Annotated in this window: 23 protein-coding genes and 3 pseudogenes; 11 read left to right on the top strand and 15 right to left on the bottom strand. The window is 70.2% G+C overall.

What is annotated here, in order from left to right; translation table 11 throughout:
- Positions 1–15 precede the first annotated feature (15 nt).
- The gene (locus tag ACWC21_RS13585; RefSeq protein WP_450881248.1) at positions 16–636 is read left to right on the top strand and encodes a LysE family translocator; all 621 of its coding nucleotides are present in this window, start codon (positions 16–18) and stop codon (positions 634–636) included.
- Positions 637–935: 299 nt separating this feature from the next.
- Entirely contained in the window at positions 936–1667 is a 732-nt protein-coding gene (locus ACWC21_RS13580; protein ID WP_450881246.1) for a hypothetical protein, read from the top strand.
- Between the two features lie 16 nt (positions 1668–1683).
- On the opposite strand, the gene ACWC21_RS13575 is transcribed toward ACWC21_RS13580, so the two are convergent.
- Positions 1684–2658, bottom strand: coding sequence for a LysR family transcriptional regulator (locus ACWC21_RS13575; RefSeq protein WP_450881244.1), 975 nt, complete (start codon positions 2656–2658; stop codon positions 1684–1686).
- Positions 2659–2768: 110 nt separating this feature from the next.
- Between ACWC21_RS13575 and ACWC21_RS13570 the strand changes: the two genes are divergently transcribed.
- Positions 2769–3392 (top strand): LysE family translocator, encoded by a 624-nt coding sequence (locus tag ACWC21_RS13570; RefSeq protein ID WP_450881242.1) that lies wholly within the window; start codon positions 2769–2771, stop codon positions 3390–3392.
- A gap of 14 nt (positions 3393–3406) precedes the next feature.
- Here the strand turns inward: ACWC21_RS13570 and ACWC21_RS13565 are convergent, their stop codons facing one another.
- A complete protein-coding gene (locus tag ACWC21_RS13565) occupies positions 3407–4528 on the bottom strand; it encodes an FAD-dependent oxidoreductase (RefSeq protein ID WP_450881408.1) in 1122 nt (373 codons plus the stop codon).
- Between the two features lie 448 nt (positions 4529–4976).
- Here ACWC21_RS13565 and rlmN point away from each other — a divergent pair, with 448 nt between their 5' ends.
- The 4 genes and pseudogenes from rlmN to ACWC21_RS13545 all read left to right on the top strand — a co-directional run.
- On the top strand, positions 4977–6083 hold the full coding sequence (gene rlmN, locus ACWC21_RS13560; protein ID WP_450881240.1) for a 23S rRNA (adenine(2503)-C(2))-methyltransferase RlmN: 1107 nt from the start codon (positions 4977–4979) through the stop codon (positions 6081–6083).
- A gap of 200 nt (positions 6084–6283) precedes the next feature.
- Positions 6284–7366: a thiamine ABC transporter substrate-binding protein gene (locus ACWC21_RS13555; RefSeq protein WP_450881238.1), complete on the top strand. Its 1083-nt coding sequence runs from the start codon at positions 6284–6286 to the stop codon at positions 7364–7366.
- Positions 7367–7410: 44 nt separating this feature from the next.
- Entirely contained in the window at positions 7411–9012 is a 1602-nt protein-coding gene (locus ACWC21_RS13550) for an ABC transporter permease (RefSeq protein ID WP_450881236.1), read from the top strand.
- Positions 9013–9031: 19 nt separating this feature from the next.
- Positions 9032–10051: pseudogene (locus ACWC21_RS13545) on the top strand (ABC transporter ATP-binding protein); the annotation flags it as partial.
- Between the two features lie 96 nt (positions 10052–10147).
- On the opposite strand, the gene ACWC21_RS13540 reads toward ACWC21_RS13545, so the two are convergent.
- The 7 genes from ACWC21_RS13540 to ACWC21_RS13510 all read right to left on the bottom strand — a co-directional run bounded on the left by ACWC21_RS13540 (position 10148) and on the right by ACWC21_RS13510 (position 16803).
- Complete coding sequence (locus tag ACWC21_RS13540; RefSeq protein ID WP_450881234.1) at positions 10148–10861, bottom strand: LAETG motif-containing sortase-dependent surface protein; 714 nt, start codon at positions 10859–10861, stop codon at positions 10148–10150.
- Positions 10862–11030: 169 nt separating this feature from the next.
- On the bottom strand, positions 11031–12158 hold the full coding sequence (locus tag ACWC21_RS13535) for an LOG family protein (RefSeq protein WP_450881232.1): 1128 nt from the start codon (positions 12156–12158) through the stop codon (positions 11031–11033).
- Between the two features lie 49 nt (positions 12159–12207).
- Complete coding sequence (locus tag ACWC21_RS13530) at positions 12208–12615, bottom strand: VOC family protein (protein ID WP_450881230.1); 408 nt, start codon at positions 12613–12615, stop codon at positions 12208–12210.
- A gap of 88 nt (positions 12616–12703) precedes the next feature.
- On the bottom strand, positions 12704–14005 hold the full coding sequence (locus tag ACWC21_RS13525; protein ID WP_450881228.1) for a hypothetical protein: 1302 nt from the start codon (positions 14003–14005) through the stop codon (positions 12704–12706).
- Complete coding sequence (locus tag ACWC21_RS13520; protein ID WP_450881226.1) at positions 13987–14727, bottom strand: ABC transporter ATP-binding protein; 741 nt, start codon at positions 14725–14727, stop codon at positions 13987–13989. Before ACWC21_RS13520 ends, ACWC21_RS13525 begins: the two co-directional genes overlap by 19 nt.
- Before the next feature lie 193 nt (positions 14728–14920).
- The gene (locus ACWC21_RS13515) at positions 14921–16285 is read right to left on the bottom strand and encodes an aspartate aminotransferase family protein (protein ID WP_450881224.1); all 1365 of its coding nucleotides are present in this window, start codon (positions 16283–16285) and stop codon (positions 14921–14923) included.
- Positions 16286–16287: 2 nt separating this feature from the next.
- On the bottom strand, positions 16288–16803 hold the full coding sequence (locus ACWC21_RS13510) for an Lrp/AsnC family transcriptional regulator (RefSeq protein ID WP_450881222.1): 516 nt from the start codon (positions 16801–16803) through the stop codon (positions 16288–16290).
- Positions 16804–16968: 165 nt separating this feature from the next.
- On the opposite strand from ACWC21_RS13510, the gene ACWC21_RS13505 reads away from it, so the two are divergent.
- Together ACWC21_RS13505 and ACWC21_RS13500 are read left to right on the top strand one after the other, a co-directional pair.
- Positions 16969–18417 (top strand): gamma-aminobutyraldehyde dehydrogenase, encoded by a 1449-nt coding sequence (locus ACWC21_RS13505; RefSeq protein WP_450881220.1) that lies wholly within the window; start codon positions 16969–16971, stop codon positions 18415–18417.
- A 49-nt stretch (positions 18418–18466) separates the two neighbouring features.
- On the top strand, positions 18467–19648 hold the full coding sequence (locus ACWC21_RS13500) for an extracellular solute-binding protein (protein WP_450881218.1): 1182 nt from the start codon (positions 18467–18469) through the stop codon (positions 19646–19648).
- A gap of 151 nt (positions 19649–19799) precedes the next feature.
- Here ACWC21_RS13500 and ACWC21_RS13495 read toward each other — a convergent pair whose 3' ends face one another.
- From ACWC21_RS13495 to ACWC21_RS13475, 5 genes and pseudogenes are all read right to left on the bottom strand, one after another.
- The gene (locus ACWC21_RS13495; protein ID WP_450881216.1) at positions 19800–20174 is read right to left on the bottom strand and encodes a hypothetical protein; all 375 of its coding nucleotides are present in this window, start codon (positions 20172–20174) and stop codon (positions 19800–19802) included.
- Positions 20175–20288: 114 nt separating this feature from the next.
- Positions 20289–20441 (bottom strand): annotated as a pseudogene (locus ACWC21_RS13490) (MFS transporter); the annotation flags it as partial.
- A gap of 346 nt (positions 20442–20787) precedes the next feature.
- Entirely contained in the window at positions 20788–21378 is a 591-nt protein-coding gene (locus ACWC21_RS13485; protein WP_450881214.1) for a hypothetical protein, read from the bottom strand.
- 254 nt (positions 21379–21632) lie between these two features.
- On the bottom strand, positions 21633–22208 hold the full coding sequence (locus ACWC21_RS13480) for a restriction endonuclease (RefSeq protein WP_450881212.1): 576 nt from the start codon (positions 22206–22208) through the stop codon (positions 21633–21635).
- Positions 22209–22427: 219 nt separating this feature from the next.
- A complete protein-coding gene (locus tag ACWC21_RS13475; RefSeq protein WP_450881210.1) occupies positions 22428–23240 on the bottom strand; it encodes a hypothetical protein in 813 nt (270 codons plus the stop codon).
- Positions 23241–23411: 171 nt separating this feature from the next.
- Between ACWC21_RS13475 and ACWC21_RS13470 the strand changes: the two genes are divergently transcribed.
- Positions 23412–23570, top strand: a complete 159-nt coding sequence (locus ACWC21_RS13470) for a hypothetical protein (RefSeq protein WP_450881208.1) — start codon at positions 23412–23414, stop codon at positions 23568–23570.
- A gap of 288 nt (positions 23571–23858) precedes the next feature.
- A pseudogene (locus ACWC21_RS13465) lies at positions 23859–24508 on the top strand (response regulator).
- Here ACWC21_RS13465 and ACWC21_RS13460 read toward each other — a convergent pair.
- On the bottom strand, positions 24453–25367 hold the full coding sequence (locus ACWC21_RS13460; protein WP_450881206.1) for a fructosamine kinase family protein: 915 nt from the start codon (positions 25365–25367) through the stop codon (positions 24453–24455). The pseudogene ACWC21_RS13465 and the gene ACWC21_RS13460 overlap by 56 nt on opposite strands.
- Positions 25368–25396: the final 29 nt, after the last annotated feature.

The following is a 25396-nucleotide window of genomic DNA, read 5'->3' as shown; positions in this document are numbered from 1 at the left end:
ATGCGAGACTGAAGCATGCTCGTTCAGCTCGTGGCGGCGACGGGTGTCCTCGCCGTCCTGACCATGGTCCCCGGTCCTGACATGGCGGTGGTGACGAAGCGAGCCATCGCCTCCGGATGGCAGGACGGCCTGCGCACGGTCGGAGGCATTACGGTCGGCCTGCTCATCTGGGGCGTACTCACCGTGGTGGGCCTGGCCGCCGTCCTGGCGGCATCCGCCACGGCCTACACGGTCGTCAAGCTCGCCGGCGCCGCCTACCTCGGCTTCCTCGGCGTCCAGGCACTCCTGCACAGCCGGCGCGGCCATACGGCGACCGCGGAGGCAAGTGCTCCGTCTCCGTCCGGCAGCCCGTGGCGCATGGGACTGGTCAGCAACGTCTTCAACCCGAAGATCGCCGTCTTCTACACGGGCCTGCTGCCCACACTCGCGCCGTCCGGCCTCTCCCCGCACCTCGGGATGACGCTGCTGGTCCTCATCCACGCGGCCCTCACGCTCCTCTGGCTCGGCGGCTACGTGATGGTGCTGGCCAAGGCTCGCGCCTTCTTCGAGAAGCCCTCCGTACGACGCGCCATGGACCGCACCACAGGCCTCGTTCTGATCGGGTTCGGGGTGAAGGTCGCCACGTCCCAGCCGTGACCAGCGCTGAACAGCCTTGAACAGCCCGGAACTTGCCGAGGACGCGGCGCGAACGGAGAGTGGGTACGCGTACTCATGTACGCCGGGACGCCGGCTGACAGGCTCCGTGACATGACAAGCGACAGAGGGACGCTCACCGCCCTGCATCTCTTACTGGTCTGGGTGCTGGCGACGGCCGTGGTGCCGACGCTCGGTTTCGCGGTGTTCCTGTCGGCCTGGGGCGGTGGGGCCGGTGCGACGCTGCCGGTGTTCGCGCTGGGTGTGCCGCTGACGGTGGTCCTGCTGGCCATGGCCGGCCGGTGCGGACCGTGGTGCCGCAGTGCGGCTCGGCGGCGCAGCGGCTGGGCTGGGCGGTGCTGGTCTTCATCCTGGGCACGCTCGGGGACCTGGCAGGGGTGGCCGCCTACGGCGCGGGCGTCGACCTGGGGAGCGCCGGTACCCGGATCGCGCTGACGGGACTGCCGTACGCCGTGGCCGCGGCGCTCTTCGTGCCGAGCCGCTGGGTACGGCTGGGGGCGCTCGCCGTGCTGGCGGCCGCGGTGGCCTACGGGGGTTTCATCGGTCCGGCGCAGGCTCACCGGCGCCAGGACCAGGCGGAGATCGCCCGGTACCGGGAGCAGTCGGAGCTGCTCTACATCGGCACCGCGCCGCCGGGCATGCACGTGTCCCGTGCCGAGGCCGGCCCCGCCGCCTTCACCGTCGAGTACCGCCCCGTCCGGGAGGGGTACGAGACGGGGTACGTGGGTCTGACGGTGCGCCCGCCGGTCACGCCGGCACTCCGGTGCCCCGAGCCCGCGGACAAGGACGTGACCTGCAGGGTGGACACGGACGGCGAGATGGTCACGGTCCGCCGCTTCGCCGGCGCGGCGGACATCACCCTTACCCGCCGCCACCGGAAGGTGGAGATCGAGGTCACCAGCCAGACCGTCGACGAACAGGCGCTGCGCCGACTCCTGAGCACGCTGCACCCGCTGTCGGACACGGAGCTGGGCGAGTTGATGCGGGAAAAGAAGATCGACCACAGAGTCTGAACAGGCAGGGCCACGGTCAGAACGTGGCCTCGGGCGGGGAATCGGCCGGCACCGGGTCGCGGGGAGCCTCCCAGGTGGCGGTGATGTCGCCGGCGACGTCGCGCAGGAGGCCGATGAGCTTGTCCGCGAGTGGTGTGAGGCTGGCGTCGGCCCTGGTCAGGGCGTAGAGCTGGCGGTGCGGTCTGGGGCGGGCCAGTTCGCGGTGGGTGGTCCCGGGGGTGTGGGTCAGGGCCAGCCGCGAGACCAGGGCCACTGCGCTGCCCGTGCCGACGAGGGCCTGGGCGACGTCGTACGACTCGGTCTCGAACCGCACGGTGGGAGTGAAGCCGGCCTCGCGGGCAGCGTCGTGGAACTGCTCGCGGGCGGCGTGGCCGGCCAGGATGGAAACCCACGTCGCGTCGCGCAGTTGTTCCAGTTGTAGTTCGGTCTCCGGGGGGTGCCCGGTGGCCAGCGGGTGGTCGTCGGGGAGAACCACGACCATCGGGTCCAGCAGGAGCGGGTGGGCGCGTAGCTGCGGGGGCGGCGCGAGCGGCGTGCCCCAGGACGCGACGATGGCCAGATCCAGGCGGCCCGCGCTGATCTCGTCCGCTCCGCGTCCGGACACCACGTCGACGACGGAGACGTCGGCGTCCGGATGGCGGTGCCGCAGAGCCGTCAGGGCGGGTGGCAACAGGTGCAGGGCTGCCGCCTGGAACGTTCCGATCCGCAGTCGTAGCGAGAGGTGGCCCAGCAGTGCGGCCAGTTGCGCCTCGGCCTTCTCCGATGCCTCCTCCACGGTCCGACCGTGCGAGGCGAGCAGCGCACCGGCCGCGGTGAGCGTTGCGCCCCGAGGACCACGGATGACCAGGGGCACCTGCCAATCGCGCTCAGCCTTGGCCACCTGCTGGGTGACCGCCGCAGGCGAGAGGTGCAGGGCGTGAGCCGCCGCCGTCAGCGAGCCGTGCCGCTCGATCAGTGCGAGTAGCCGGAGCTGACCCGGGTCCACCACCATTCACCGATCTTAACGCTGCACCCTTCTCTTTTGACTTCTCTTACGAGCGCGGGCCAGGAAGCCTGGTCGGTGCACCCATCGACCGCGATCCCCGGAAGGGGTTCTTTCCCATGCCCACGCATGTGCCCGTATTCATCGCCACCACATTGCTGCTGGCCATGCTGCCCGGCGCGAGCCAGGCCCTGATGATCCGGCAGGTCCTGGAAGGCGGCCACCGCACCCTCCGAGGCACGCTCGCGGGCAACGCCACCGGCTTCCTGCTGTGGTCCACGGCCGCCGCGGCCGGGCTGTCCGCCGTCCTGCTGGCCAGCCCCACCGCATACGCGGCGCTCCGGATCGCAGGCGGCGTCGTGCTGATGGTCCTCGGAGTGAACACGCTGCGGACCGCCCTGACCGCCGCCTCCGACCGTCCACCCGGCGAGGGCGAGCGCCGCACCGGATTCGCGGGCGGATACCTCACCGGCCTGAGCACCAACCTCGGCAACCCGAAGGCCGGCGTGTTCGCCGTCTCGGTGCTGCCCCAGTTCGTGACGTCGAAAGGCCCGGTGTTCCTGTCGACCGTCGCCCTGGGAGCCTTGTGGGCACTCGTCAGCGCCTCCTGGTACACCCTGCTCACCTGGGCCGTCGGCCGAGGACGCGACCTCGTGTCCCGGCCGACCGTCCTGCGGGGACTCAGCGTGACGACCGGTGTCGTCCTGCTAGGCCTGGGCGCCGCGGTGGCGGCAGGCGTCTGAGCGCACCAGCATCATCAGGAGTGATCGAACAGAGTGACTATGCTCTGCGGCGCTTCCCGGCCGAAAAAGATGTCCAGATTCTGCGCCGAGCGTCCGGCGGCGTCGCTACCACGCAGGAACAGCTGCTCTTCGTAGGCGCTGAGCGCGACCTCGATGTCAGGTTGCTCAACCAGCTTTCCGGCCAGGTCCGCGCCGTCGTACAGGGCGAGGTTCGCGCCCTCGCCGGCAAAGGGCGACATCAGATGCGCGGCGTCACCGACGAGCGTCACTCCGGGCACCCTGCCCCATTCAAGCCCGACGGGAAGGGCGTAGATGGGTCGGAGCCACGGTTCCGCGTCGCTCTCCGTCACGAAGGCGGTGAGCAGCGGCGACCAGCCGTCGAACTCGTCGGCAAGTCGGCGGAGCCCCGCGGACGGGTCGCCGAAGTCGATCGACCTCATCCACTCCTCGGGCTTGTTCAGCGCCACGTATCCGCGCACGTGCCCGTCGGCGTAGCGATGGGCGATGATGCCTTTGCCCGGCGCGACCGCCATCAGCGTGCCGCTGCCGATCGCAGCCATGCTCGCCCGACAGTTCTGGCCGCCCGAGGTGAGGGCGATCTCGATGAAGCAGGTTCCGCTGAAGAGAGGCTCGGCGGGGGTGAGCAGCGGACGCACCTTCGACCAGGCGCCGTCCGCGCCGATGACGATGTCGGCGCGCGCGGCGGAACCTTCCGCGAAGGTGAGGACGCAGCCGCCCTCCGGACGGTGCCGGACCGAGGCGACCTTGTGACCCCACCTGATCGTCCCGGGCGCCAGCGAGTCGATGAGCAGGCGCCTGAGTTCGCCACGAGCCACCTCAGGACGGGCCGAACCGGGGTCCGCAGGCATGTCCAACAGGATCGTGCCGTGGCGGTCGACCACCCGCTTGGCGTCCTCGCCCGGGCGGACCAGAGTGAGGAACTCGTCGTACAGACCAGCCGCGCGAAGCGCGACCTGTCCGGTCTCTTCGTGGATGTCGAGCAGGCCGCCCTGCGCACGGGTCGTCGCCGAAGCCTCACCCTCGTAGATCGTCGTGGCGACACCGTGAGCCTGAAGCACCCGGGCGAGCGTCAGCCCGCCCAGTCCCGCTCCGACGATGGCGATTGTCTTCTGCATGATGGTCTTCTGCATGCTGCGCGCTCCTCTGCAGCGCCGACACGCGTCGGCGGGGGCCAGCGCCGTGAGCGGACGGGACGTCCGGTCTCGGCAGGAGACGCTCACCGATCAGAACCATCTGCATCGATGTATGCGCGATGCCCGGCGGGCGGACCCGCGGGACATCGTTTTTCGCGACCCCGCGACTATAGCCCGGCATCCACCTCGCAGCGGCCGGGGCCGCTCACGCTGCGACGCACCGCGCCCGCCACGTTCATCTCCATCTGGCGCCGACACCACCGGGCGACAGCCCGGCACAGCAGTACTGGCCGAGCTACTGACGGGGCGAAGGGATCACGTGTCACAAGCGGGGTCGGCCGCGGTCGACGACGGGCCGGCCGGCCGAGGCGAGCCCTCCTCCTGGTGACCTGCCTGGGCCCCGGAGTTGATCTGCGACACTGGAAGGGTTATGCCTGCACCCGGAGAACTCACTTTCGTAGCCCCGCGCGGAGCCAAGAAGCCGCCGCGGCATCTCGCCGATCTCACGCCCGCCGAGCGCAAGGACGCGGTGGCCGAGATCGGGGAGAAGCCGTTCCGTGCCAAGCAGCTCTCGCAGCACTACTTCGCGCGGTACGCGCACGACCCGGAGCAGTGGACCGACATCCCCGCCGGGGCGCGCGGCAAGCTGCGGGAGGCGCTGCTGCCCGAGCTGATGACGGTGGTGCGGCATCTGTCGACCGACCAGGGGACCACCCGCAAGACGCTGTGGCGGTTGTTCGACGGGACGCTCGTCGAGTCGGTGCTGATGCGGTACCCGGACCGGGTCACCATGTGCATCAGCTCGCAGGCGGGATGCGGGATGAACTGCCCGTTCTGCGCGACCGGGCAGGCGGGGCTCGACCGGAACCTGTCCACCGCCGAGATCGTCCACCAGATCGTCGACGGGATGCGGGCGCTCCGGGACGGCGAGGTTCCCGGTGGTCCGGCGCGGCTGTCCAACATCGTCTTCATGGGGATGGGGGAGCCGCTGGCCAACTACAAGCGGGTCGTCGGCGCCGTCCGGGCCCTCACCGACCCCGCGCCGGACGGGCTGGGGCTCTCCCAGCGCGGCATCACCGTGTCCACCGTCGGGCTGGTCCCGGCGATCCACCGGTTCGCCGACGAAGGCTTCAAGTGCCGCCTCGCGATCTCGCTGCACGCGCCCGACGACGAACTGCGCGACACCCTCGTCCCCGTGAACACGCGCTGGAAGGTGCGGGAGGTGCTCGACGCCGGGTTCGAGTACGTCGAGAAGTCCGGGCGCCGGCTCTCCATCGAGTACGCGCTGATCCGGGACATCAACGACCAGGCCTGGCGCGGCGACCGGCTCGGGCGGCTGCTCAAGGGCAGGCCCGTGCACGTCAACCTCATCCCGCTGAACCCGACGCCCGGCTCCAAGTGGACCGCCTCCCGGCCGGAGGACGAGAAGGCGTTCGTGGAGGCCATCGCCGCGCATGGTGTGCCCGTCACCATCCGGGACACCCGGGGTCAGGAGATCGACGGGGCCTGTGGTCAGCTGGCGGCCACCGAACGATAGGATCTGGCCACGTCACATCTTCATATTCCGACAGGGGAGCGCCACAGCGCTGAGAGTGCGGCAGACGGGCCGCAGACCCTCTGAACCTCGCCCAGGTCATTCTGGGTAGGAAGTTCGGTCACCCACTCAAGCTGTTGTGCCCTGCCCGGACGTTCCGGGCGGGGCAGCGTTCTTCCTGGCCAACCCCAGGAGGACATCCAGTGCACCACAAGACGCTCGTGGCCGCGGCCGTCGGGCTCGCACTCGTCGGACTGCCCGCTCTGACCGGGTGCGGGGCGTCCGGCGACAGTGGATCGACGGACTCCAAGACCGTCACCCTCGTCAGCCACGACTCGTGGGCCGTGTCCAAGAGCGTGCTCGCGGACTTCGAGAAGAAGTCCGGGTACAAGGTCAAGGTCCTCAAGAGCGGCGACGCCGGCCAGGCCGTCAACAAGGCCATCCTCACCAAGGACAACCCGCAGGGCGACGTCTTCTTCGGCGTGGACAACACCCTGCTCTCACGGGCCCTCGACAACGGGCTGTTCCAGTCGTACCGGGCCAAGGGCCTGGACACGGTCGGCGCCGGATACCAGCTCGACAAGGGGAAGGACCGGGTCACGCCGGTCGACTACGGCGACATCTGCGTCAACTACGACAAGGCGTACTTCGCCCGGCACCAGCTGACCCCGCCCCGGTCCTTCGCCGACCTGGCCAAGCCCGAGTACAAGAACCTCCTCGTCACCGAGAACGCCGCCACCTCCTCGCCCGGCCTCGGATTCCTGCTCGGCAGCGCCGCGCAGTTCGGCGACCAGGGGTGGCAGGGCTACTGGAGGAAGCTGAAGGCCAACGGCGTCAAGGTCGTCGACGGCTGGGAGCAGGCCTACTACCAGGAGTTCTCCGGCTCCTCCGAGGGGAAGAAGGCCGGCGGCGACAGGCCGCTCGTCGTGTCGTACGCCTCCTCCCCGCCCGCCGAGGTGATCTACGCCAAGAAGCGGCCCAGCACCGCCCCGACCGGTGTGTCGACCGGCACCTGCTTCCGGCAGATCGAGTTCGCGGGGCTGCTGAGCAACGCGAAGAACACCAAGGGCGGCAAGGCGTTCATCGACTTCCTGCTCTCCAAGAAGTTCCAGCAGGACATGCCGCTGAACATGTTCGTCTACCCGGTGGTGAAGGGCGCCGCCGTGCCCGCCGAGTTCACCGAGTACGGCCCGGCCGCCGCGCACCCCGAGACGATGGCCCCCGGCAAGATCGCCGCCAACCGTGACCAGTGGGTCAAGTCGTGGACGTCACTCGTACTGCGGTAGCACCCCGCAGCGGCGCGCGCGGGAACGCGGTGCGGCTCGGCCTCATGGCCGTGCCCGTCGCGTTCTTCGCCGTGTTCTTCGCCTGGCCCGTGGCCGCGATCGTCGCGCGCGGGCTGAAGGTGGACGGCGCCTGGCGGTTCGGGCGGATCGCGGACGTGGTCACCCAGCCCGACATCCGGCACGTGCTGTGGTTCACCGTCTGGCAGGCGCTCGCCTCCACCGCGCTCACCCTGCTGCTGGCGCTGCCCGCCGCGTACGTCTTCGCCCGTCTCGACTTCCCCGGCAGACAGGTGCTGCGGGCGGTGGTCACGGTGCCGTTCGTGCTGCCGACCGTCGTGGTCGGCGCCGCCTTCCTGGCGCTCGTCGGACACGGCGGGCTGCTCGACGACCTGTGGGGCGTACGGCTGGACACCACCGTGTGGGCGATCCTGCTGGCGCACGTCTTCTTCAACTACGCCGTCGTCGTCCGCACGGTCGGCGGGCTGTGGGCGCAGCTCGACCCGCGGCAGGAGGAGGCCGCCCGGATGCTCGGTGCCTCGCCGCTGCGGGCCTGGCGGAAGGTCACGCTTCCCGCGCTCGGGCCCGCCGTGGCCGCCGCGGCGCTGATGGTGTTCCTGTTCACCTTCACCTCCTTCGGCGTGGTCCAGATCCTCGGCGGGCCCGCCTTCTCCACCGTCGAGGTCGAGATCTACCGGCAGACCTCCGAGATCTTCGATCTCTCCACTGCCGCCGTCCTCACCCTCGTGCAGTTCGCGGCGGTGGGCGCGATCCTCGCCGTGCACGCCTGGACGGTACGGCGGCGGGAGACCGCCCTGCGCCTGGTGGACGCCTCGGTGACGGCACGACGGCCGCGCGGCGCCGGTCAGTGGGCGCTGCTGGCCGGCGTCCTGGCCACCGTCGCCCTGCTCCTCGTCCTGCCGCTCGCCGTGCTCGTACGGCGCTCCCTCGACGCTCCCGGCCTCGGCTACTACCGGGCGCTGACCGACTCCGACGGCGGGACCTTCCTGGTGGCGCCGCTGAACGCCGTGTGGACCTCGCTGGAGTACGCCGCCGCGGCCACCGCCATCGCCTTGGCCGTCGGCTCCCTGGCCGCCGCCGCGCTGGCCCGCCGGGACGCGGGGCGGATCGTGCGCGGCTTCGACGCGCTGCTGATGCTGCCGCTCGGCGTGTCCGCCGTGACCGTCGGCTTCGGCTTCCTCATCGCGCTGGACAAGCCGCCGCTGGACCTGCGCCAGTCCTGGATCCTGGTCCCGCTCGCCCAGGCGCTGGTCGGGGCGCCCTTCGTCGTACGGACCATGCTGCCCGTGCTGCGGGCCGTGGACGGGCGGCTGAGGGAGGCGGCGGCCGTGCTGGGCGCGTCGCCCTGGCGCGTGTGGCGGGAGGTCGACCTGCCGATGGTGCGGCGGGCGCTGCTGATCGCGGCCGGCTTCGCCTTCGCGGTGTCGCTCGGGGAGTTCGGGGCGACCGTGTTCATCGCCCGGCCGGACAACCCGACGCTGCCCGTCGCGGTGGCCCGGCTGCTGTCCCGGCCCGGTGATCTCAACTACGGGCAGGCGATGGCCCTGTCCACGATTTTGATGCTGGTGTGCGCGGCGGCCCTGCTGACTCTGGAGCGCCTGCGCAGGGACCGGACGGGGGAGTTCTGATGCTGACGGGGGAGTTCCCATGCTGCTGAGCCTCGATGCCGCGACCGTGCGCTTCGGTGGGCGGGCCGTGCTCGACGCCGTCGACCTGGACGTCGCCGAGCACGAGATCGTGTGCGTGCTCGGGCCCAGCGGCAGCGGCAAGTCGACGCTGCTGAGGGCGGTGGCCGGGCTGCAGCCGCTCGACTCCGGGCGGGTGCTGCTCGACGGACGCGACCAGGGGGGCGTGCCCGCGCACCGGCGCGGGGTGGGCCTGATGTTCCAGGACCACCAGCTCTTCCCGCAGCGGGACGTGGGCGGCAACGTGGCCTTCGGGCTGAGGATGCACGGGACCGCGAAGGCGCAGCGGGACGTCCGGGTGCGGGAGTTGCTGGATCTGGTGGGCCTGCCGGGTGCCGCCCGTCGGGCCGTCGCCGGGCTGTCCGGCGGCGAACAGCAGCGCGTGGCCCTGGCCAGGGCGCTCGCGCCACGGCCCCGGCTGCTGATGCTGGACGAGCCGCTCGGGCAGCTCGACCGCTCGCTGCGGGAGCGGCTGGTGGTGGAACTGCGGGAGCTGTTCGGCCGGTTGGGGACCACGGTGCTCGCCGTGACGCACGACCAGGGCGAGGCCTTCGCACTGGCCGACCGGGTGGTGGTGATGCGGGACGGGCGGATCGCCCAGTCGGGTACGCCCCTTCAGGTGTGGCAGCGGCCGGCCGACGAGTTCGTGGCCCGTTTCCTCGGCTTCGACAACGTGGCCGGCGCGACGGTCGCCGGCGAGGCCGCGGACACGCCGTGGGGCAAGCTGCCGGTGCCGCAGGGCACACCGCAGGGGGCCCGTACCGTGCTCGTCCGGCCCGCCGGTGTCCGGCTCGTCCCGGCCGGTGAGGGCCTGCGCTGCACGGTGACCGCCCGTACGTTCAAGGGCACCCACGTCGCCGTCCACCTCCAGCCCGAGGACGCCCCGCGCCTGGAGGCGGCGTGTGCGCTGAGGGACGCGCCGGAGGTGGGCGGCACGGTCGGCGTGGAGTTCGACGCGGCCGAGGTCGTCGTACTGGACGGGGAAGCGCCCGCGGACGAACGGCAATGGCCCGCCCCCGGAACGCGGGGACGGGCCACGAAGACGGACCGGGCCTGAGGACGGACCGGAACCGGGGCGTCAGCGACCGCTGTGCGAGCCGCGACGGCGCATGCCGTAGAACACCGCGCCGCCGCCGACGACGACCAGGGCGGCGGCGATGCCGGCGATCAGGCCGGTGTTGGAGCTCGCACCGGTCTCGGCGAGGTTCGACTCACCGACCGCCGGGGACGGCGCGTTGTCCGAGGTGCCCGCGGGGGCGGCGGCGCTCTCCGACGCCGACGCCGACGCGGACGCGGACGCCGTGGGGGTCGCGGACTCGGCCGGGGCGGCCGCGGAGGCCGACACCGAAGCGGTCACCGTCGCGGTCGCGGTCGGCTCCTCGGACTCCCCGGTCTTGCAGGCCGTGGAGGGGGTGGTCAGGTTGGGCGTGATGTCGTCTTCCTTTTTGCCGGCCTTGACGTGGACGCGGTACGTCGCGTTCGGCTTCCAGTCCTCCGCGAAGGTGACCGTGGTGCCCGCGCCGGAGCCCTTGACCTGGGTCGGCTTGCCGACCTTCTTCACGTCGGCGCCGTTGTTCTCCAGGAACACGGTGATGACGGCCGGCGTGCCGCCGGCGTCCTTGTCCGTGACGACGATGACGCCGTTGCTGCCGTCGCAGGTGGCCTCGGCGGAGAAGTCACCGATGTCGGAGGCGAGCGCGGTGCCCGCGACACCCAGCGCCAGTGCGGCGGTAGCGGAGGCGACACCCAGGACACGCACGGTACGGCGAGAGCTGCGGCGAGTTTTGGACACGTTTGTCCTTTACAGATTGCATAACTGCGGGGGCTGGGCGGGAGATGGCGCCGGCGACGGCGTTCTGAGCCATCATCAGCATCATCAACCCCTAGAGGCTCACAGGTTTATAAGCGCTCCATAAGTAGTGTCAACGCATAAGCATCCTACACGCGTTGGCTTTGCCCGCTTATTGCCCCGCGAGACGTTTCAACGCCTCCGGCGCCTCCTCTATCCGGTCAACCAGGGCGATTCGGGACTCCATCGACCTGCCCTGTCCGAGAGCCCGCAGCAGCGGCCACACCGGCAGCCGCTCCGTCCAGTGCGTCCGGTCCACGAGCACCATCGGCGTGGGCTCGCCCCGCGACTCGTAGTAGTTCGGGGTCGCGTTGTCGAAGACCTCCTGTACGGTCCCGGCGGCGCCCGGCAGGAACACCACACCCGCATTGGAGCGGGCCAGCAGGCCGTCCTCGCGGGTGGCGTTGGCGAAGTACTTGGCGAGGTGCGCGGCGAAGGCGTTCGGCGGCTCGTGACCGTAGAACCAGGTCGGGATGCCCACCGACGGGCCACCGCCCGGCCAGCGGTCGCGGACCTCGAAGGCGGCGTGCGCCCAGTCGGTCACGGACGGCCGGAACGAGGGCGCCTTGGCGAGGAGCTGGAGCGCGTCCTTGAGCATCCCGTCGTCGAACGGGGCCGCGTACGCACCGAGGTTGGCCGCCTCCATCGCTCCCGGCCCCCCGCCGGTGGCCACCGTGAACCCGGCCCGCGCCAGCTCCCGGCCCAGGCGGGCCGCACCCGCGTAGGCCTCCGTGCCGCGCGCCATCGCGTGGCCGCCCATCACGCCCACCACCCGGGCACCGGCAAGGAGTTCGTCCAGCGCGTCGGAGACGGCGTCGTCGTGGACCGCGCGCAGCATGGACGAGTAGACGTCCCCGTCGGCCTTCGTCCGCTGGAACCAGGCGTACGCACGGGCGTCCGGCGTCGCCTCGTATCCCTCGTCGAGCGACTCGAACAGCTCGTCGGGGGTGTAGACGAAACCCCGGTAGGGGTCGAAGGGCAGGCCGGGGACGGGCGGGAACACCAACGCCCCGGCGGCACGCACCCGGGCGGCCGCCTCGGGGTCCATCGGGCAGCCGAGGAAGACGGCGCCCGAGGTGTCCATCGAGAGCAGCACACCCGTACGGTCCGTCAGATCGACGGCCTGCACACGGAACCGGGCGAGCGTGCCGTACTCGGCGACCACCTCGTCGAACTCGGCGAGCGACTCCACCTCGTGGTCGTGGGCGGCACGGCTGGGCTGGGCGGGTGTCTGATGCACCCGCCCATGCTGGCACAACCGCCCGCGCCCGACTCCGGGTTCGCCGGTCTCAGCCCTGGACCGCCGCCGGGTCCATCCACATGATCTCCCAGGTGTGGCCGTCGAGGTCGTCGAAGGAGCGGCCGTACATGAAGCCGTGGTCCTGGGTCCGGCCGGTGTCGGTGCCGCCCGCCGCGACCGCCCTGTCCACCAGTTCGTCGACCTTCTCCCGGCTCTCCGCGCTCAGACACACCAGCACCTCGCTGGTCTTCGTCGCGTCGGCGATCTCCTTGTCGGTGAAGGTCGCGTAGAACGGCTTGGTGAGCAGCATCGCCACGATGGTGTCGCTGATCACGACGGAGGCCGCGTTCTCGTCGCTGAACTGCGGGTTGAGCGAGTAACCCAGCTCCGTGAAGAACTTCTTCGCGGCGTCGAGGTCGTTCACGGGCAGGTTCACGAAGATCATCTGCTGGTACATGCCGGGTCTCCCGTCGGGGTGCGGTGCTCGTTACGCAGAGATGGACCGGCGGCCGCCCCGGAACTCATCGGCGGTCGGAGAAGTTTTTTCAGCGGGCCAGGGGAAGCGCGGCGAGACCGGCCACCGCCAGGGTGAGCGGGCCGAACAGGGCCAGCAGCGCGCCCGCCCGCAGGGCCGCGGCGGCCCGGAGCGTCCTGCCGCGGGCGCCGAGACGGACCAGTGCGGCGGTGGTGTCGGCGCGGGACTGCCTGCCCTCCACGGCCGCCATGAGCAGCGTGGCCACCGTGCACCCGGCCACCAGGAGGGTGCCGAGGCGGGTCAGCGGACCGAAGGACGCCGCGCCGCGGTCGTACCGTGCCGTCATCGCGTACACGCCGGACACGACGGCGCAGAAGACGCCGAGGGGGCGGCCGATACGGGCGGCCTCCGCCATCAGACCGCGCCCGGCGAGCAGCCTGAGCGCGCCCGGGCGGACCGCCTGCAGCAGACGGCCGCACAGGTGGGCGAGGCCGGGGGCGGCGAGCAGGAGGCCCAGTGCGGTGAGGGTCCAGCCGGCGAGCAGCGCGGCGGGGCCCTCTGGGAGGGCGGCGGTGGAGGGGGCGGCGTAGGACTCCACGGCGAGGCCCGCGGCGAGCACGGCGAAGCCCCAGGGGAGGCCGCCGGGTGCTTCGCGGGGTGGCGGGGGGCCGGTGAGGGCGTCGTACAGGTGGGCGTCCGGGGGCGGCGCCGCGGGGCCGGTCACCTCGTCCGGGGAGCGCCGGGCGCCGTCCGCCGCCTGCGGGACGGGGGCCGCACCGGCGGCACGGCTGCCCACCGGCTCGCGCAACCGTGCCCCCTGCCTGACCGGCCCGCGCGCCCCGCCGGCCGTCGGGACGCGGGCGTCCCGGGGGCGCAAGACCAGCGCCACCGCCGCCGAGGCGGTGACCGGGGCCAGGGCCAGCAGGGTGAGGGCGGCCGGAACGGGCAGCGACCGGTCGGCGGCGAGGAAGCCGGCGGCGCCCTCGAAGGGCCCGCCGGCCAGGTCGCCGCGCAGGTACAGGAAGAGCGCGAGTGCCGCCGTCGAGCCGAGCGTGCAGGACAGGGCGGTCGTCAGGGCGGAGACGGCCATCAGCCGGGCCGGCCCCAGCCCCAGCGCCGACAGCCCGGGCCGGGGCCTGGTGCCGGGGTCCGCGCGGGCGACGGCCACCGCGAACTGGACGGTGGCCGCGAGCGGCAGGGCGCACCAGCCGAGGCGCAGCAGCAGGGAGGCGGCCGGTGCGTGCGGGTGGCCCAGGGCGTAGCCGAGGGTGCACAGCAGGAGGAACCCGGTGCCCGCGGCGGCCGCCGCCACCAGCAGGCGCCGCAGCTGCACGGCGGGACGGGCGAGCCGGATCAGACGGACAGCGAGCACGCGGCCCGGCCTTCCGCCTCGGGTGCCTCCGGAAGATGCACGGTGGTGACGCGCCGTCCGTCCAGCAGCGCCACCGTGCGGTCGGCGAGGGCCGCGGTCTCGGCTTCGTGGGTGGCCAGTACGACCGTGATGCCGTGCGAGCGGGCCGCGGTGGTCAGCGTCCTGAGCACGTGCCCTCGATCGGCGCGGTGCAGGGGTGCCGTCGGCTCGTCGGCGAAGAGGACCGTCGGCGCGGGGGCCAGCGCCCGGGCGATCGAGACGCGCTGGCGTTCGGCCTGCACCAGTTCGTGCGGACGCTTGCGGGACTTGTCGCCGACGTCCAGGCGTTCCAGCCACTCCTGCGCGGCCACCTTGGCCCGGCGGCGGCCGGTGCCGCGCAGCATCAGGGGGAGGGCGGTGTTCTCCCAGACGGTCAGTTCGGGGACCAGCGCGGGTGCCGGGTCGATCCAGCCGAAGCTGTCCCGGCGCAGCCGCTCGCGGCGCATCGGGCCCATGGTGTGCACCGGCACGCTGTTGAACCAGACCTCCCCGGACTGCGCCCGCAGCTCGCCGGAGAGGCAGCGCAGCAGGGTCGTCTTGCCGCTGCCGCGCGGACCGCTGACGGCGAGGATCTCGCCCTCCCGCACACCGACCGAGACACCGGCCAGCGCCGGCGAGCCGTCGGGGTGCACGTACTGCAGGGAGCGTGCCCAGAGCACGTCGTTGTCCGGCGGGGCCTCCATGGGCGTACACCTCGGTTCTGATCCTCGATTCCCGTGCCACGTCCCTCCTGCGAGGAACGAAAGGCAGGGCCGATCGGTCACCAGGCACGCTAGGGATCCCGGGCCGCGACGCCGGACAGCACGCGACCCGGGGGCGCCCTTCTCACTCGTACGGGTGCACCCCGGGTCGTATGATCGGCTGAACCGGCAGAGGCTAGAGCTTCGTCCACGCCTCCGTGAGGGTCGCGCGCAGTATCTGCTCGATCTCGTCGAACGTCCCCTGGTCGGAGATCAGCGGCGGGGCGAGCTGGACGACGGGGTCGCCGCGGTCGTCGGCACGGCAGTACAGGCCGTTGTCGTACAGCGCCTTGGAGAGGAAGCCGTACAGGACGCGCTCGGTCTCCTCCTCGTCGAAGGACTCCTTGGTGTTCTTGTCCTTCACCAGCTCGATGCCGTAGAAGAAGCCGTTGCCGCGGACGTCGCCGACGATCGGCAGGTCGTGCAGCTTCTCCAGCGTGGCGCGGAACGCCGCCTCGTTGTCCAGCACGTGCTGGTTGAGGTTCTCCCGCTCGAACAGGTCGAGGTTGGCCAGGCCCACCGCGGCCGACACCGGGTGGCCGCCGAACGTGTAGCCGTGCAGGAAGGTGTTGTCCCCCTTGTAGAACGGCTCGGCCAGGCGGTCGGAGACGATGCAGGCGCCTATCGGGGAGTAGCCGGAGGTCATGCCCTTGGCGCAGGTGATCATGTCCGGGACGTAGCCGAACTTGTCGCAGGCGAACATCGTGCCCAGCCGGCCGAAGGCGCAGATGACCTCGTCGGAGACGAGCAGCACGTCGTACCGGTCGCAGATCTCGCGGACCCGCCGGAAGTAGCCGGGCGGCGGCGGGAAGCAGCCGCCGGCGTTCTGCACGGGCTCCAGGAAGACCGCGGCGACCGTGTCCGGGCCCTCGAAGAGGATCTGCTGCTCGATCTGGTCGGCGGCCCAGCGGCCGAAGGCCTCCGGGTCGTCGCCGAAGATCGGGGCGCGGTAGATGTTGGTGTTCGGGACCTTGTGCGCGCCCGGCACCAGCGGCTCGAAGGGGGCCTTCAGACCCGGCAGACCGGTGATCGACAGGGCGCCCTGCGGGGTGCCGTGGTAGGCGACCGCGCGGGAGATGACCTTGTACTTGGTGGGCTTGCCGACCAGCTTGAAGTACTGCTTGGCGAGCTTCCAGGCGGTCTCGACCGCCTCGCCGCCGCCGGTGGTGAAGAAGACCTTGTTCAGATCGCCGGGGGCGTGGTCGGCGAGCCGCTCCGCCAGCTCCACGGCCTTGGGGTGGGCGTAGGACCACACCGGGAAGAACGCCAGCTCCTGCGCCTGCTTGAAGGCGGTCTCGGCGAGCTCCGTGCGGCCGTGACCGGCCTGGACCACGAACAGGCCCGCGAGACCGTCGAGGTAGCGCTTGCCCTTGTCGTCGTAGATGTAGGTGCCCTCGCCGCGCACGATGGTGGGGACGGGGGAGTTCTCGTACGAGGACATGCGGGTGAAGTGCATCCACAGGTGGTCGTACGCGGTTCGGCTGAGGTCCTTCTGGCTCACGGTTATCGGGTTCCCCACATGTAGGTCTGCTTCTTGAGCTTGAGATAGACGAAGCTCTCGGTGGAGCGCACACCGGGCAGGGCCCGGATGCGTTTGCTGATGACGTCCAGCAGGTGGTCGTCGTCCTCGCAGACGATCTCGGCGAGGACGTCGAACGAGCCCGCCGTCATCACCACGTACTCGACCTCCGACATGTCGGACAGCGCGTCGGCCACGGACTCGACATCACCCTCGACGTTGATCCCGACCATCGCCTGCCGGCGGAAGCCCACGGTGAGCGGGTCCGTGACGGCGACGATCTGCATCACGCCCTGGTCGAGCAGCTTCTGGACGCGCTGGCGCACGGCCGCCTCGGACAGGCCCACGGCCTTGCCGATCGCGGCGTACGGCCGGCGGCCGTCCTCCTGGAGCTGCTCGATGATGGCGAGGGAGACGGCATCCAGCTGGGGGCTGCCGTTCCTGGACTCGCGGGAGTCCCTCTGGTCTGCGCTTCGACTGGCCACGAGCTCACTGTGCACGACGTCTCGACAGTTCCGCAAGGCTCGATCGATGAAATTCGTTGTTTACGTGCCTGAAGCCTGCGGATTCCGCACCCAGGGTGTGACCGGGGGTGTTGAAAACGTCGGCACTCGGATTAGTGTGGGTGTCTCAGTCAATGGACACCCGCACTTGGAGGGCCGGCAGTGAGCACCGAGCTGGGACGGCTGCGCAAGCTACAGAACTACGTCGCCGGTGAGTTCCGGGACGCCGCCGACGGACGGACCACCGAGGTGGTCAACCCCGTGACGGGCGAGGCGTACGCGACCGCGCCGCTGTCCGGGCAGGCCGACGTGGACGCCGCGATGGCCGCGGCCGCCGCCGCCTTCCCCGGCTGGCGGGACACGACCCCGGCGGAGCGGCAGAAGGCCCTCCTGAAGATCGCCGACGCGTTCGAGGAGCGCGCCGAGGAACTGATCGCGGCCGAGGTGGAGAACACGGGCAAGCCGGTCGGGCTGACCCGCTCCGAGGAGATCCCGCCGATGGTCGACCAGATCCGCTTCTTCGCCGGCGCGGCGCGGATGCTCGAGGGCCGCTCGGCCGGCGAGTACATGGAGGGCCTGACCTCGATCGTCCGCCGCGAGCCGGTCGGCGTCTGCGCCCAGGTCGCGCCGTGGAACTACCCGATGATGATGGCGGTGTGGAAGTTCGCCCCGGCGATCGCGGCGGGCAACACGGTCGTCCTCAAGCCGTCGGACACCACCCCCGCCTCCACCGTCCTGATCGCCGACATCGTCGGTTCGATCCTTCCCAAGGGCGTCTTCAACGTCATCACCGGCGACCGCGACACCGGCCGTCTGATGGTCGAGCACCCGATCCCCGCGATGGCCTCCATCACCGGCTCCGTCCGCGCGGGCATGTCGGTCGCCGAGTCCGCCTCCAAGGACCTCAAGCGCGTCCACCTGGAGCTGGGCGGCAAGGCGCCGGTCGTCGTCTTCGAGGACACCGACATCCCCAAGGCCGTCGAGGACATCTCGGTCGCCGGCTTCTTCAACGCCGGCCAGGACTGCACGGCCGCCACGCGCGTCCTGGTCCAGGAGTCCATCCACGACGAGTTCGTCGCCGCGCTGGCGAAGGCGGCGGCGGAGACGAAGACGGGGCAGCCGGACGACGAGGACGTCCTCTACGGCCCCCTGAACAACCCGAACCAGCTCAAGCAGGTCGCCGGCTTCATCGAGCGGCTCCCCGCCCACGCCAAGGTCGAGACCGGCGGCCACCAGGTCGGCGACAGGGGCTACTTCTACGCCCCGACCGTCGTCTCGGGCCTGAAGCAGGACGACGAGATCATCCAGAAGGAGGTCTTCGGCCCGGTCATCACCGTCCAGTCCTTCTCGGACGAGGAGCAGGCGGTGGAGTGGGCCAACGGCGTCGAGTACGCCCTCGCCTCCTCGGTGTGGACCAAGGACCACGGCCGCGCCATGCGGATGTCCAAGAAGCTCGACTTCGGCTGCGTGTGGATCAACACCCACATCCCGCTGGTCGCCGAGATGCCCCACGGCGGCTTCAAGAAGTCCGGCTACGGCAAGGACCTCTCGGCGTACGGCTTCGACGACTACACGCGGATCAAGCACGTCATGACGTCGCTGGACGCGTAGCGCTCCGCCGGGGCGGGGGAGGGTGCGGCATGCTGTCCGGGTGCCCCGGATGCCCGAGACCTCTTCCCCGTCCCGCCGTTCCCTGCTGCGCGCCCTCGGTGGCACCGCCGCGCTCGGCGCCCTCGCCGGGTGCGGGGTGCCCGCCGCGTACGTCGCGCCCGGGGACCGCGCGGCCCGCGACTCCTCCGCCACCGACAAGCGGCTGACCTGGGCGAACTGGCCGCTGTACATCGACACCGACGACGACGACCCCAACCGGCGGCCCACGCTGTCGGCGTTCGAGAAGCGCACCGGCATCTCCGTCGACTACGTCGAGGAGATCAACGACAACGACGAGTTCTTCGGCAAGATCAGCCCCGCGCTGATGAACCACCAGTCCACGGGCCGCGACCTCATCGTCATCAGCGACTGGATGTGCGCGCGCTTCGTACGCCTGGGCTGGGTCCAGGAGATGGACCGCGCCCACCAGCCGAACGTGGCGAAGTACCTCGACCCCCTGCTGCGCTCGCCCGCCTTCGACCCGGGACGGAAGTTCACCGTGCCGTGGCAGTCCGGCATCACCGGGATCGCTTACAACCATCGCAAGCTGGGCCGCGATATACGGCACGTGAAGGACCTCTGGGCGAGCGACCTCAAGGGACGCGTGACCCTGCTCTCCGGCCTGGACGAGGCGTTCGCGCTGCTCATGCAGGGCAACGGGGTGGACGTCACCAAGTGGACCGCCGACGACTTCCACACCGTGTGCGACCAGGTCGAACGGGAGGTCCGCCGGGGCCAGATCCGCCGCTTCACCGGCAACGACTACACCAAGGACCTGGTCAGCGGCGACGTCCTCGCCTGCCAGGCGTACTCCGGCGACGTCATCCAACTCCAGGCGGACAACCCCGACATCCGCTTCGTCGTCCCCGAGGAAGGTGCCGAGCTCTGGTCGGACTCCCTGATGATCCCCGACCGCGCCCGCCACAAGGCCAACGCCGAGCGGCTCGTCGACTACTACTACGCCCCCGAGGTCGCCGCCGAACTCGCGGCCTGGGTCAACTACGTCTGCCCGGTCCCGGCGGCGCGTGAAGTCCTCGCCGCGTCCAAGGACAAGGACACGGCCGCCCTCGCCGACAACCCCCTGATCTTCCCCGACGCGCGTATGCGCGAACGGCTCGCGATCGCACGGGACATCACCTCCACGGAACGGCTGGAGTTCGCGAAGCGGTGGAACAAGATCGTGGGGTTGTAGGTCCCTGCCGGCTGTGTTCTGCGCCTGGCGCACCGTCGCGGCGCGATCAAGACGGGTACGGCGTCAGGCTCCGGCCCCCGGATCGCGCGTCTCAGCCGGGGACGCGACGGTTCCGGTGACGTGTGCGGGCCGACGGGTTCGGACACGGTGCTCACGGCATCGCTCCGTCCCGGGAGGCTCGCTCGTCGGGGGCTTCCAGGGGGCGTTGCAGGTACCAGACACGGTCCGGTGGCAGGTGTGACCACACGATGCGTCGGCCGCTGCCGTAGCTGCCCTGGTAGGCGGCCATGATCTTGCCCACAGCGGTGCGCCGGCCTTGAGCTTTCGGCGCGAACAAGGTCTGCAGCATGCGCGTGCCAGGGCGGCAGGCATGGGTCAGGGTGCCGCCGGGGTGCAGGAGCTCCATGTACCGGGCCATCGTTCGCTCGACTTGCAGAGGGGCGAGGTCTTGCAGCGGCAGACCGGAGACGATCACGTCGTAGCGGCGTCTGGTATGGGGCCAGGCGCCCGTGCGATGCACGTTCACCTGTTCCAGGTCGCTCGCCAGGCCGGGGGTCGAGGAACATCGGAACGAAAACCGGCGCTAAGCCCGTCGCGGGCCTGAGAGCGCTTTGACCTGGGGGTCTGTGGGGGCGGAGCCTCGGTCGGCCACGACGCCCCCACCAAGCATGGGTAACGCTCGTGGTACTGCCCCGGCGGCCATGACGAGGCCGACTTCGGTAGGACCGGCGGCCTTCTGGGCGGACCAGGCCAGGGCGACGAAGTACACGCTGTCGCCGACGAGGGAGACGGTGCTCGAGCAGCGCCTTGGCGAGCACGCCCGCACTGCTGGGCCGCAGCTGAGGCGGCTACACGTCCGCTACCGCGGGGCCTTCGCCTACGGGAGGCGGAACTGGCCGACGGCGAGGAGGTCAAGCTGATGCGCCTGCGCTACGGCGTGACCATCAGCAAGTGCTTCGCCCCCTACTATGCCTGAAGCGACCGCTACGAAGACTCCCCTCCTGCCAACGACATCCTCGCCGGCGGCCCCGAAGGCGCCCTCGACTGAAGATTCCCCGTGATCACGGAGACGGTTCTGTCACGCGGCGAGGGAATCAGTGGCCTTCACACACCTCGTCGGCGTCCGGTTCGCCGTACCCTCAGATGCGGGCGAAGACGTTGACCACCACTCCGATGTAGAGAATGACGAGGATGGTCCAGAAGGTGTAGACGATGCCGGGATACCGGATGTAGAGAGGTATCCGGATAGTCGGGTAACGCTTGCGAAGTTCACGTGGGGTCGGCGTACCTCCGAACTGCTGTTGAAGAGCCGCCTTACGCCACACCTTGTCGAGTTCGTCCTCACGCCACTGGCGGGGATTGAGCATGACAGCGGCGCGGTCGTCACCCACGACGAGCACCGCGCCGGCGATGCCTCTGGAGTTGATATGGGTCCGGGCCACGCAGCCGGGCCCTTCGATGACGGTCAGCCGGCGCGCCCAGTTGCGCACCAGGACGGCGCCGTCCACGAGTGCCACATACGTGTTCACGGTGTGCAGGACCGCATAGGCCGCGTACCACAGGAAGGGGAGCGCGACGAGGGCGATGGTCGCGGGTACCGCCATCGGCCCGAGCCCCTCACTGGTGCCGCGCCCGCCCGCGAGCATGCGCGCCATGCTGATACCCGGCACGATGACCGCCGGCACGATTGCCAGTGCCACGCGTCCGAACCGGCTCTTGTCCGGGGACACGAAGAGCTCTGTACGGCCATCATTCACAGCTGCTCTCCGGTCACTCCGCACGCAGCGACAAAACGAAGGTCGCAGACATCATCCGCCCCATCCGTTCCACTCCTGCTCACTCCTGAGCTCCTTGAGTGGATCATTCCGGTGCCCTTGGCAGGAACAACTGCTGTGGCTGCAGGTCGGATTCAGACCGCAGAAGGCCGAGCTTGTGCTGGACACGCTTCGCGGGCCATCGTTGCGCGGCTGACCACCGTGCCCTGTCAGTCGTGGGCGCTCTTGCGGTTCTTGCCCGGCCTGCCGGTCTCCGGTACCAGGAGCGCACTCAGGGTGGTGCCCTTCATCCAGGACTCGAGCCTGTCAACGTCGATCAGCGTCAAGCGATGGCGAGCGGCGATCCTGTACTCGCGTTTGTCGAGGGGCCCGAGGACGATGAAGATGGTCACCTCGGCACCAAGCCCTGCGCGAGCGGCGTCGTCGAACGTTCGGAGGCGGTGGGCGTGTACAGAGCTGTCCTCGCACTCTCGTTGCCACGTCACAGCAGCCTTCCGGCCGTCCGGCAGGTAGCCGGTCATCTGGCCGCCCGTGTGGTCGCCTCTGACCCGCTGGACGTCGGTGCAGCCGTCACGGCGGCACAGAGCGGCGATGTATTCCTCGAACTCGGGGGCGCCCATCTCGTACACCGGCTCCGGTAGGCGCCCGTACCTCTCCCACCGCTTGAATTTCGCCTGCAGACGAGCCGTGAGGTGAGGGTCCTCATCGCTGTCACCGGAAGCGAGGTAGCGGAACACGGCCACGATCAAGCCAAAGGTCAACGCCAGCCCCAGCAACGTTTCCATGTACGATCCTCGCCCTCGGCTTGTCACCCCGTGCTTCCCGCATCCCGCGATGTGGCTTCCCCGCGCGGATCAGGTACCGGGCCCTGGGGCCGGCTCTTTGAGTGTCCTCAAGATCTTGGAATAGCGTCCGGCTTACGCCAGTTCGTGCAGATTGGCATTCACGGGTGATCTGGGGCGGGTCGGGCAGTCGGAGCAAGATCTTCGGCGGTCTCCTGGCTCCTAGGCGGAGACGGGGAAGTCCTTGCGCTTGATCTTGGCGCGGCGACCGTCCGGGTGGTGGAAGACGATGCCCTCGGCCAGGGCGCCGGGGACGAAGCGGCTCTCCAGTTCGGCGAGGTAGTCACGGAGGCCGACGTAGTCGCGCGGCACACCCTGGTAGACCGGCACCTCCAGGTTGAACGGTACACACCGATGGTCGTCCAACCGCAGGGGGTTGCCCTGGATGCGGGGGCCGAGCGCTTCGCAAGAGTGCTCGCCGTCCGGCCACGAGGTGACGTCAGTATTGCGGGCGGCGGCGAGAACCCACTTGTCCTCCGCGGCGCTCTCGGCGGTGTCGACGTACCAGCCGTCCTTGATCCCCTGTTCCTTCTGCAGCTTGCTCGGGTTGCGCCGCTTCTCCACCCGTACCAGCTGGCCCGCCCGGACGGTGAGACGGACGTTGGTTCCGTCGAGCTTCTCTGTCGGGGCCCCCTCGCCATCGAACACCCATGCACACTCCGCCCGCGGCCGGTCGACGACCCGAAAGTCGCTGTCCCGCTCGAACAGCGTGGGGATCTTCTCCATGACCTGCATGCCCTTTCTGACGTGGCCGATCAGTTCCTCGTGAGTGATGGCACCGGACGCCAGGCCGCCCGCCAGCGCGCGGACCAGGTCCGCGACCGAAACTTCAGCCTCGACGGCAACCCGCTTCAGCGCCTTCTTCTCCGCGGGCGAGATCCAGGCGACCAGCCGGGACCAGCCGTCGGGCGGTGTCCATCGCGCGAGCTGCTCCGGATTCTTCCGGGGCCGACCGCGTCCTTTGCGCTCCTCCATGGGCAGGACCCTAGGTGAGCATTTAATAGTGTGTCAATTGGCATAACAGAAAATGACAGTTCGGACCTTCTGGCGTTGCGGCCTGGCGGACTGGCCAGAACGACGCGACAACCACCGCGGGGCCTTCGCCTACGGGAGGCGGAACTGGCTGACGGCGAGGAGGTCAAGCTGATGCGCCTGCGCTGCGGCGAGACCACCAGCAAGTGGAGCTTCGCCTCCTACTGCGACAGAAACAACCGCTACGAAGACCTACCCAACGGCATCCTCGTCGGCGCCCCCGAAGTCCTTGACTGCGCCTGCCAACTCCACCTCGCCGCCCACGGCATCTGACCAGGCGACACCCACCACACCGACTCCGCAGTCAACCCCCGAAGGACTTCCAAACTTGACCACTTGGCGCCGGTTTTCGTTCCGATGTTCCTCAACCCCCAGGCCCGGACGGGTTCTCATGAGGCCGCGCAGGTGGCTGCGGGTGTCCGGGGCGGCCGCTTCGATATCGAGGCGGCTGCCGCCGGGCAGCCGGGCCACCAGCGTGCGGGCGACGTTTCCGACGGTTGCCCCTGTGTACAGCACCGTCAGCGGCCGGGCCGGCCGGACCTGTACCGGACTGGTCAACGCATGATCCGAGCCATGATCGTCGACGACGACGCTCTCGTCCGCCTCGGCCTGGCCGACCTGCTCGGCACGGACGAGAACATCACCGTGGTCGCACAGGCCTCCGACGGCCTGCAGGCCGTCGCGCAGGCCACCGCCCACCGTGTGGACGTCGCTCTGGTGGACGTGCGCATGCCCCACATGGACGGCATCACCGCCACGGCACGGCTTCGGGCGCTTCCGCATCCTCCCGAGGTGATCGCCTGACCACCTTCGATCCGGACGAGTACGTCTACGACTCCCTCACCGCCGGTGCCGACGGATTCCTGCTCAAGGACACCGACCCAGCCGAGATACTGCGCGCCGTCCACCTTGTGGCCGACGGATCAGCCATCCTCCATCCGGCCGCGGCCCGTCGCCTCATCGACCGCTGTCACGCCACCAGCCGGCCCCGGGCCGCTGCGGCTCAGGGGCTGCTCGACCGTCTCACTCCTCGCGAGCGCGACGTTCTTGCCCTGCTGGCCCAGGGAGACACCAATGCGGACATCGCGACCCGGCCGGCCATGCGTGAAAGCACCGTCGAAGCACATGTCAGCCGCATACTGGCGGCGCTGGAAGTCACCAACCGGGTCCAAGCGGCCCTCCTGGCGCGGGACGCCGGGCTTGTCGGCTGAACGGCCTCACGATCTCCCGCACTGCCTCGGCAGCGCCCCAGTCGTCGTCACCGTGCGCGATCGTGCTGAGGAGTTCGCGAAGATGGAGGAGCGGCATTCGCTCCTTCCAGCCGTCATGGAGCCCGGCGATCTCCCGGTACGCGGTGAAGAACCGCTCTGCGGCGGCCGGGCGCGGTGAGCACCACAGCATGCTGAGGTCGACCTCCGGCCAGGTGTAGGACACCGCGGGATCGATGAGCACGGGAGCGCCGTCACCGGTGGCGACGATGTTCTCCCGCCACAGGTCGCCGTGGGTCAGACAGGGCGGCTGGGGCGGAACCAGTTCGGGCAGGGATGAGCAAAGCCGTTCCAGGGCTCGGCGGTCTTCGCGGTCGAACGCGGCCTCGACCAGTGGTTCCGGTAACCAGCGCAGGACGCGCCGTTCGGCGAAGAACGCGTGGCCGTCCGCCTCCCAGGCGTTGTGCTGGCGCATTCGGCCCAGCCAGCCGTCGCGGTGCCAGCCGAACCGATCGGTGACGGTGGACGTGTGCAGGGCGGCGACCATGTGAGCCAGCTGTTCCCAGAAGTCTTCGTCGTCCCGGCGCGGCTGCATTCTTTCGAGGACGAGCAGCCGGGGCGAGACGCACAACACGTCCGGCGTGTTCGCCCCTCCATGAGCGCGGAGCTCGGACAGGCCGGCGGATTCGACCGTGAACACGTCCGTATCCGGTCCGAGCAGGGTCTTCGCGAACACCCGAGTGCCGTCCTGAAGAGTGATCAGACCCGCGACGGCGACCACTCCTCCGCCGGCCTCTTCCACCTCTTCCACGGCGTAACCTGCTTCGCCGAGCCGCTCGACAAGTATCTCCTCGCGAGGCATCTGAGCATCGAACCACAACTGCCGCCCGG

This window comes from Streptomyces sp. NPDC001348 (assembly GCF_053597535.1).
This window is presented reverse-complemented; position numbering and strand designations above follow the sequence as displayed.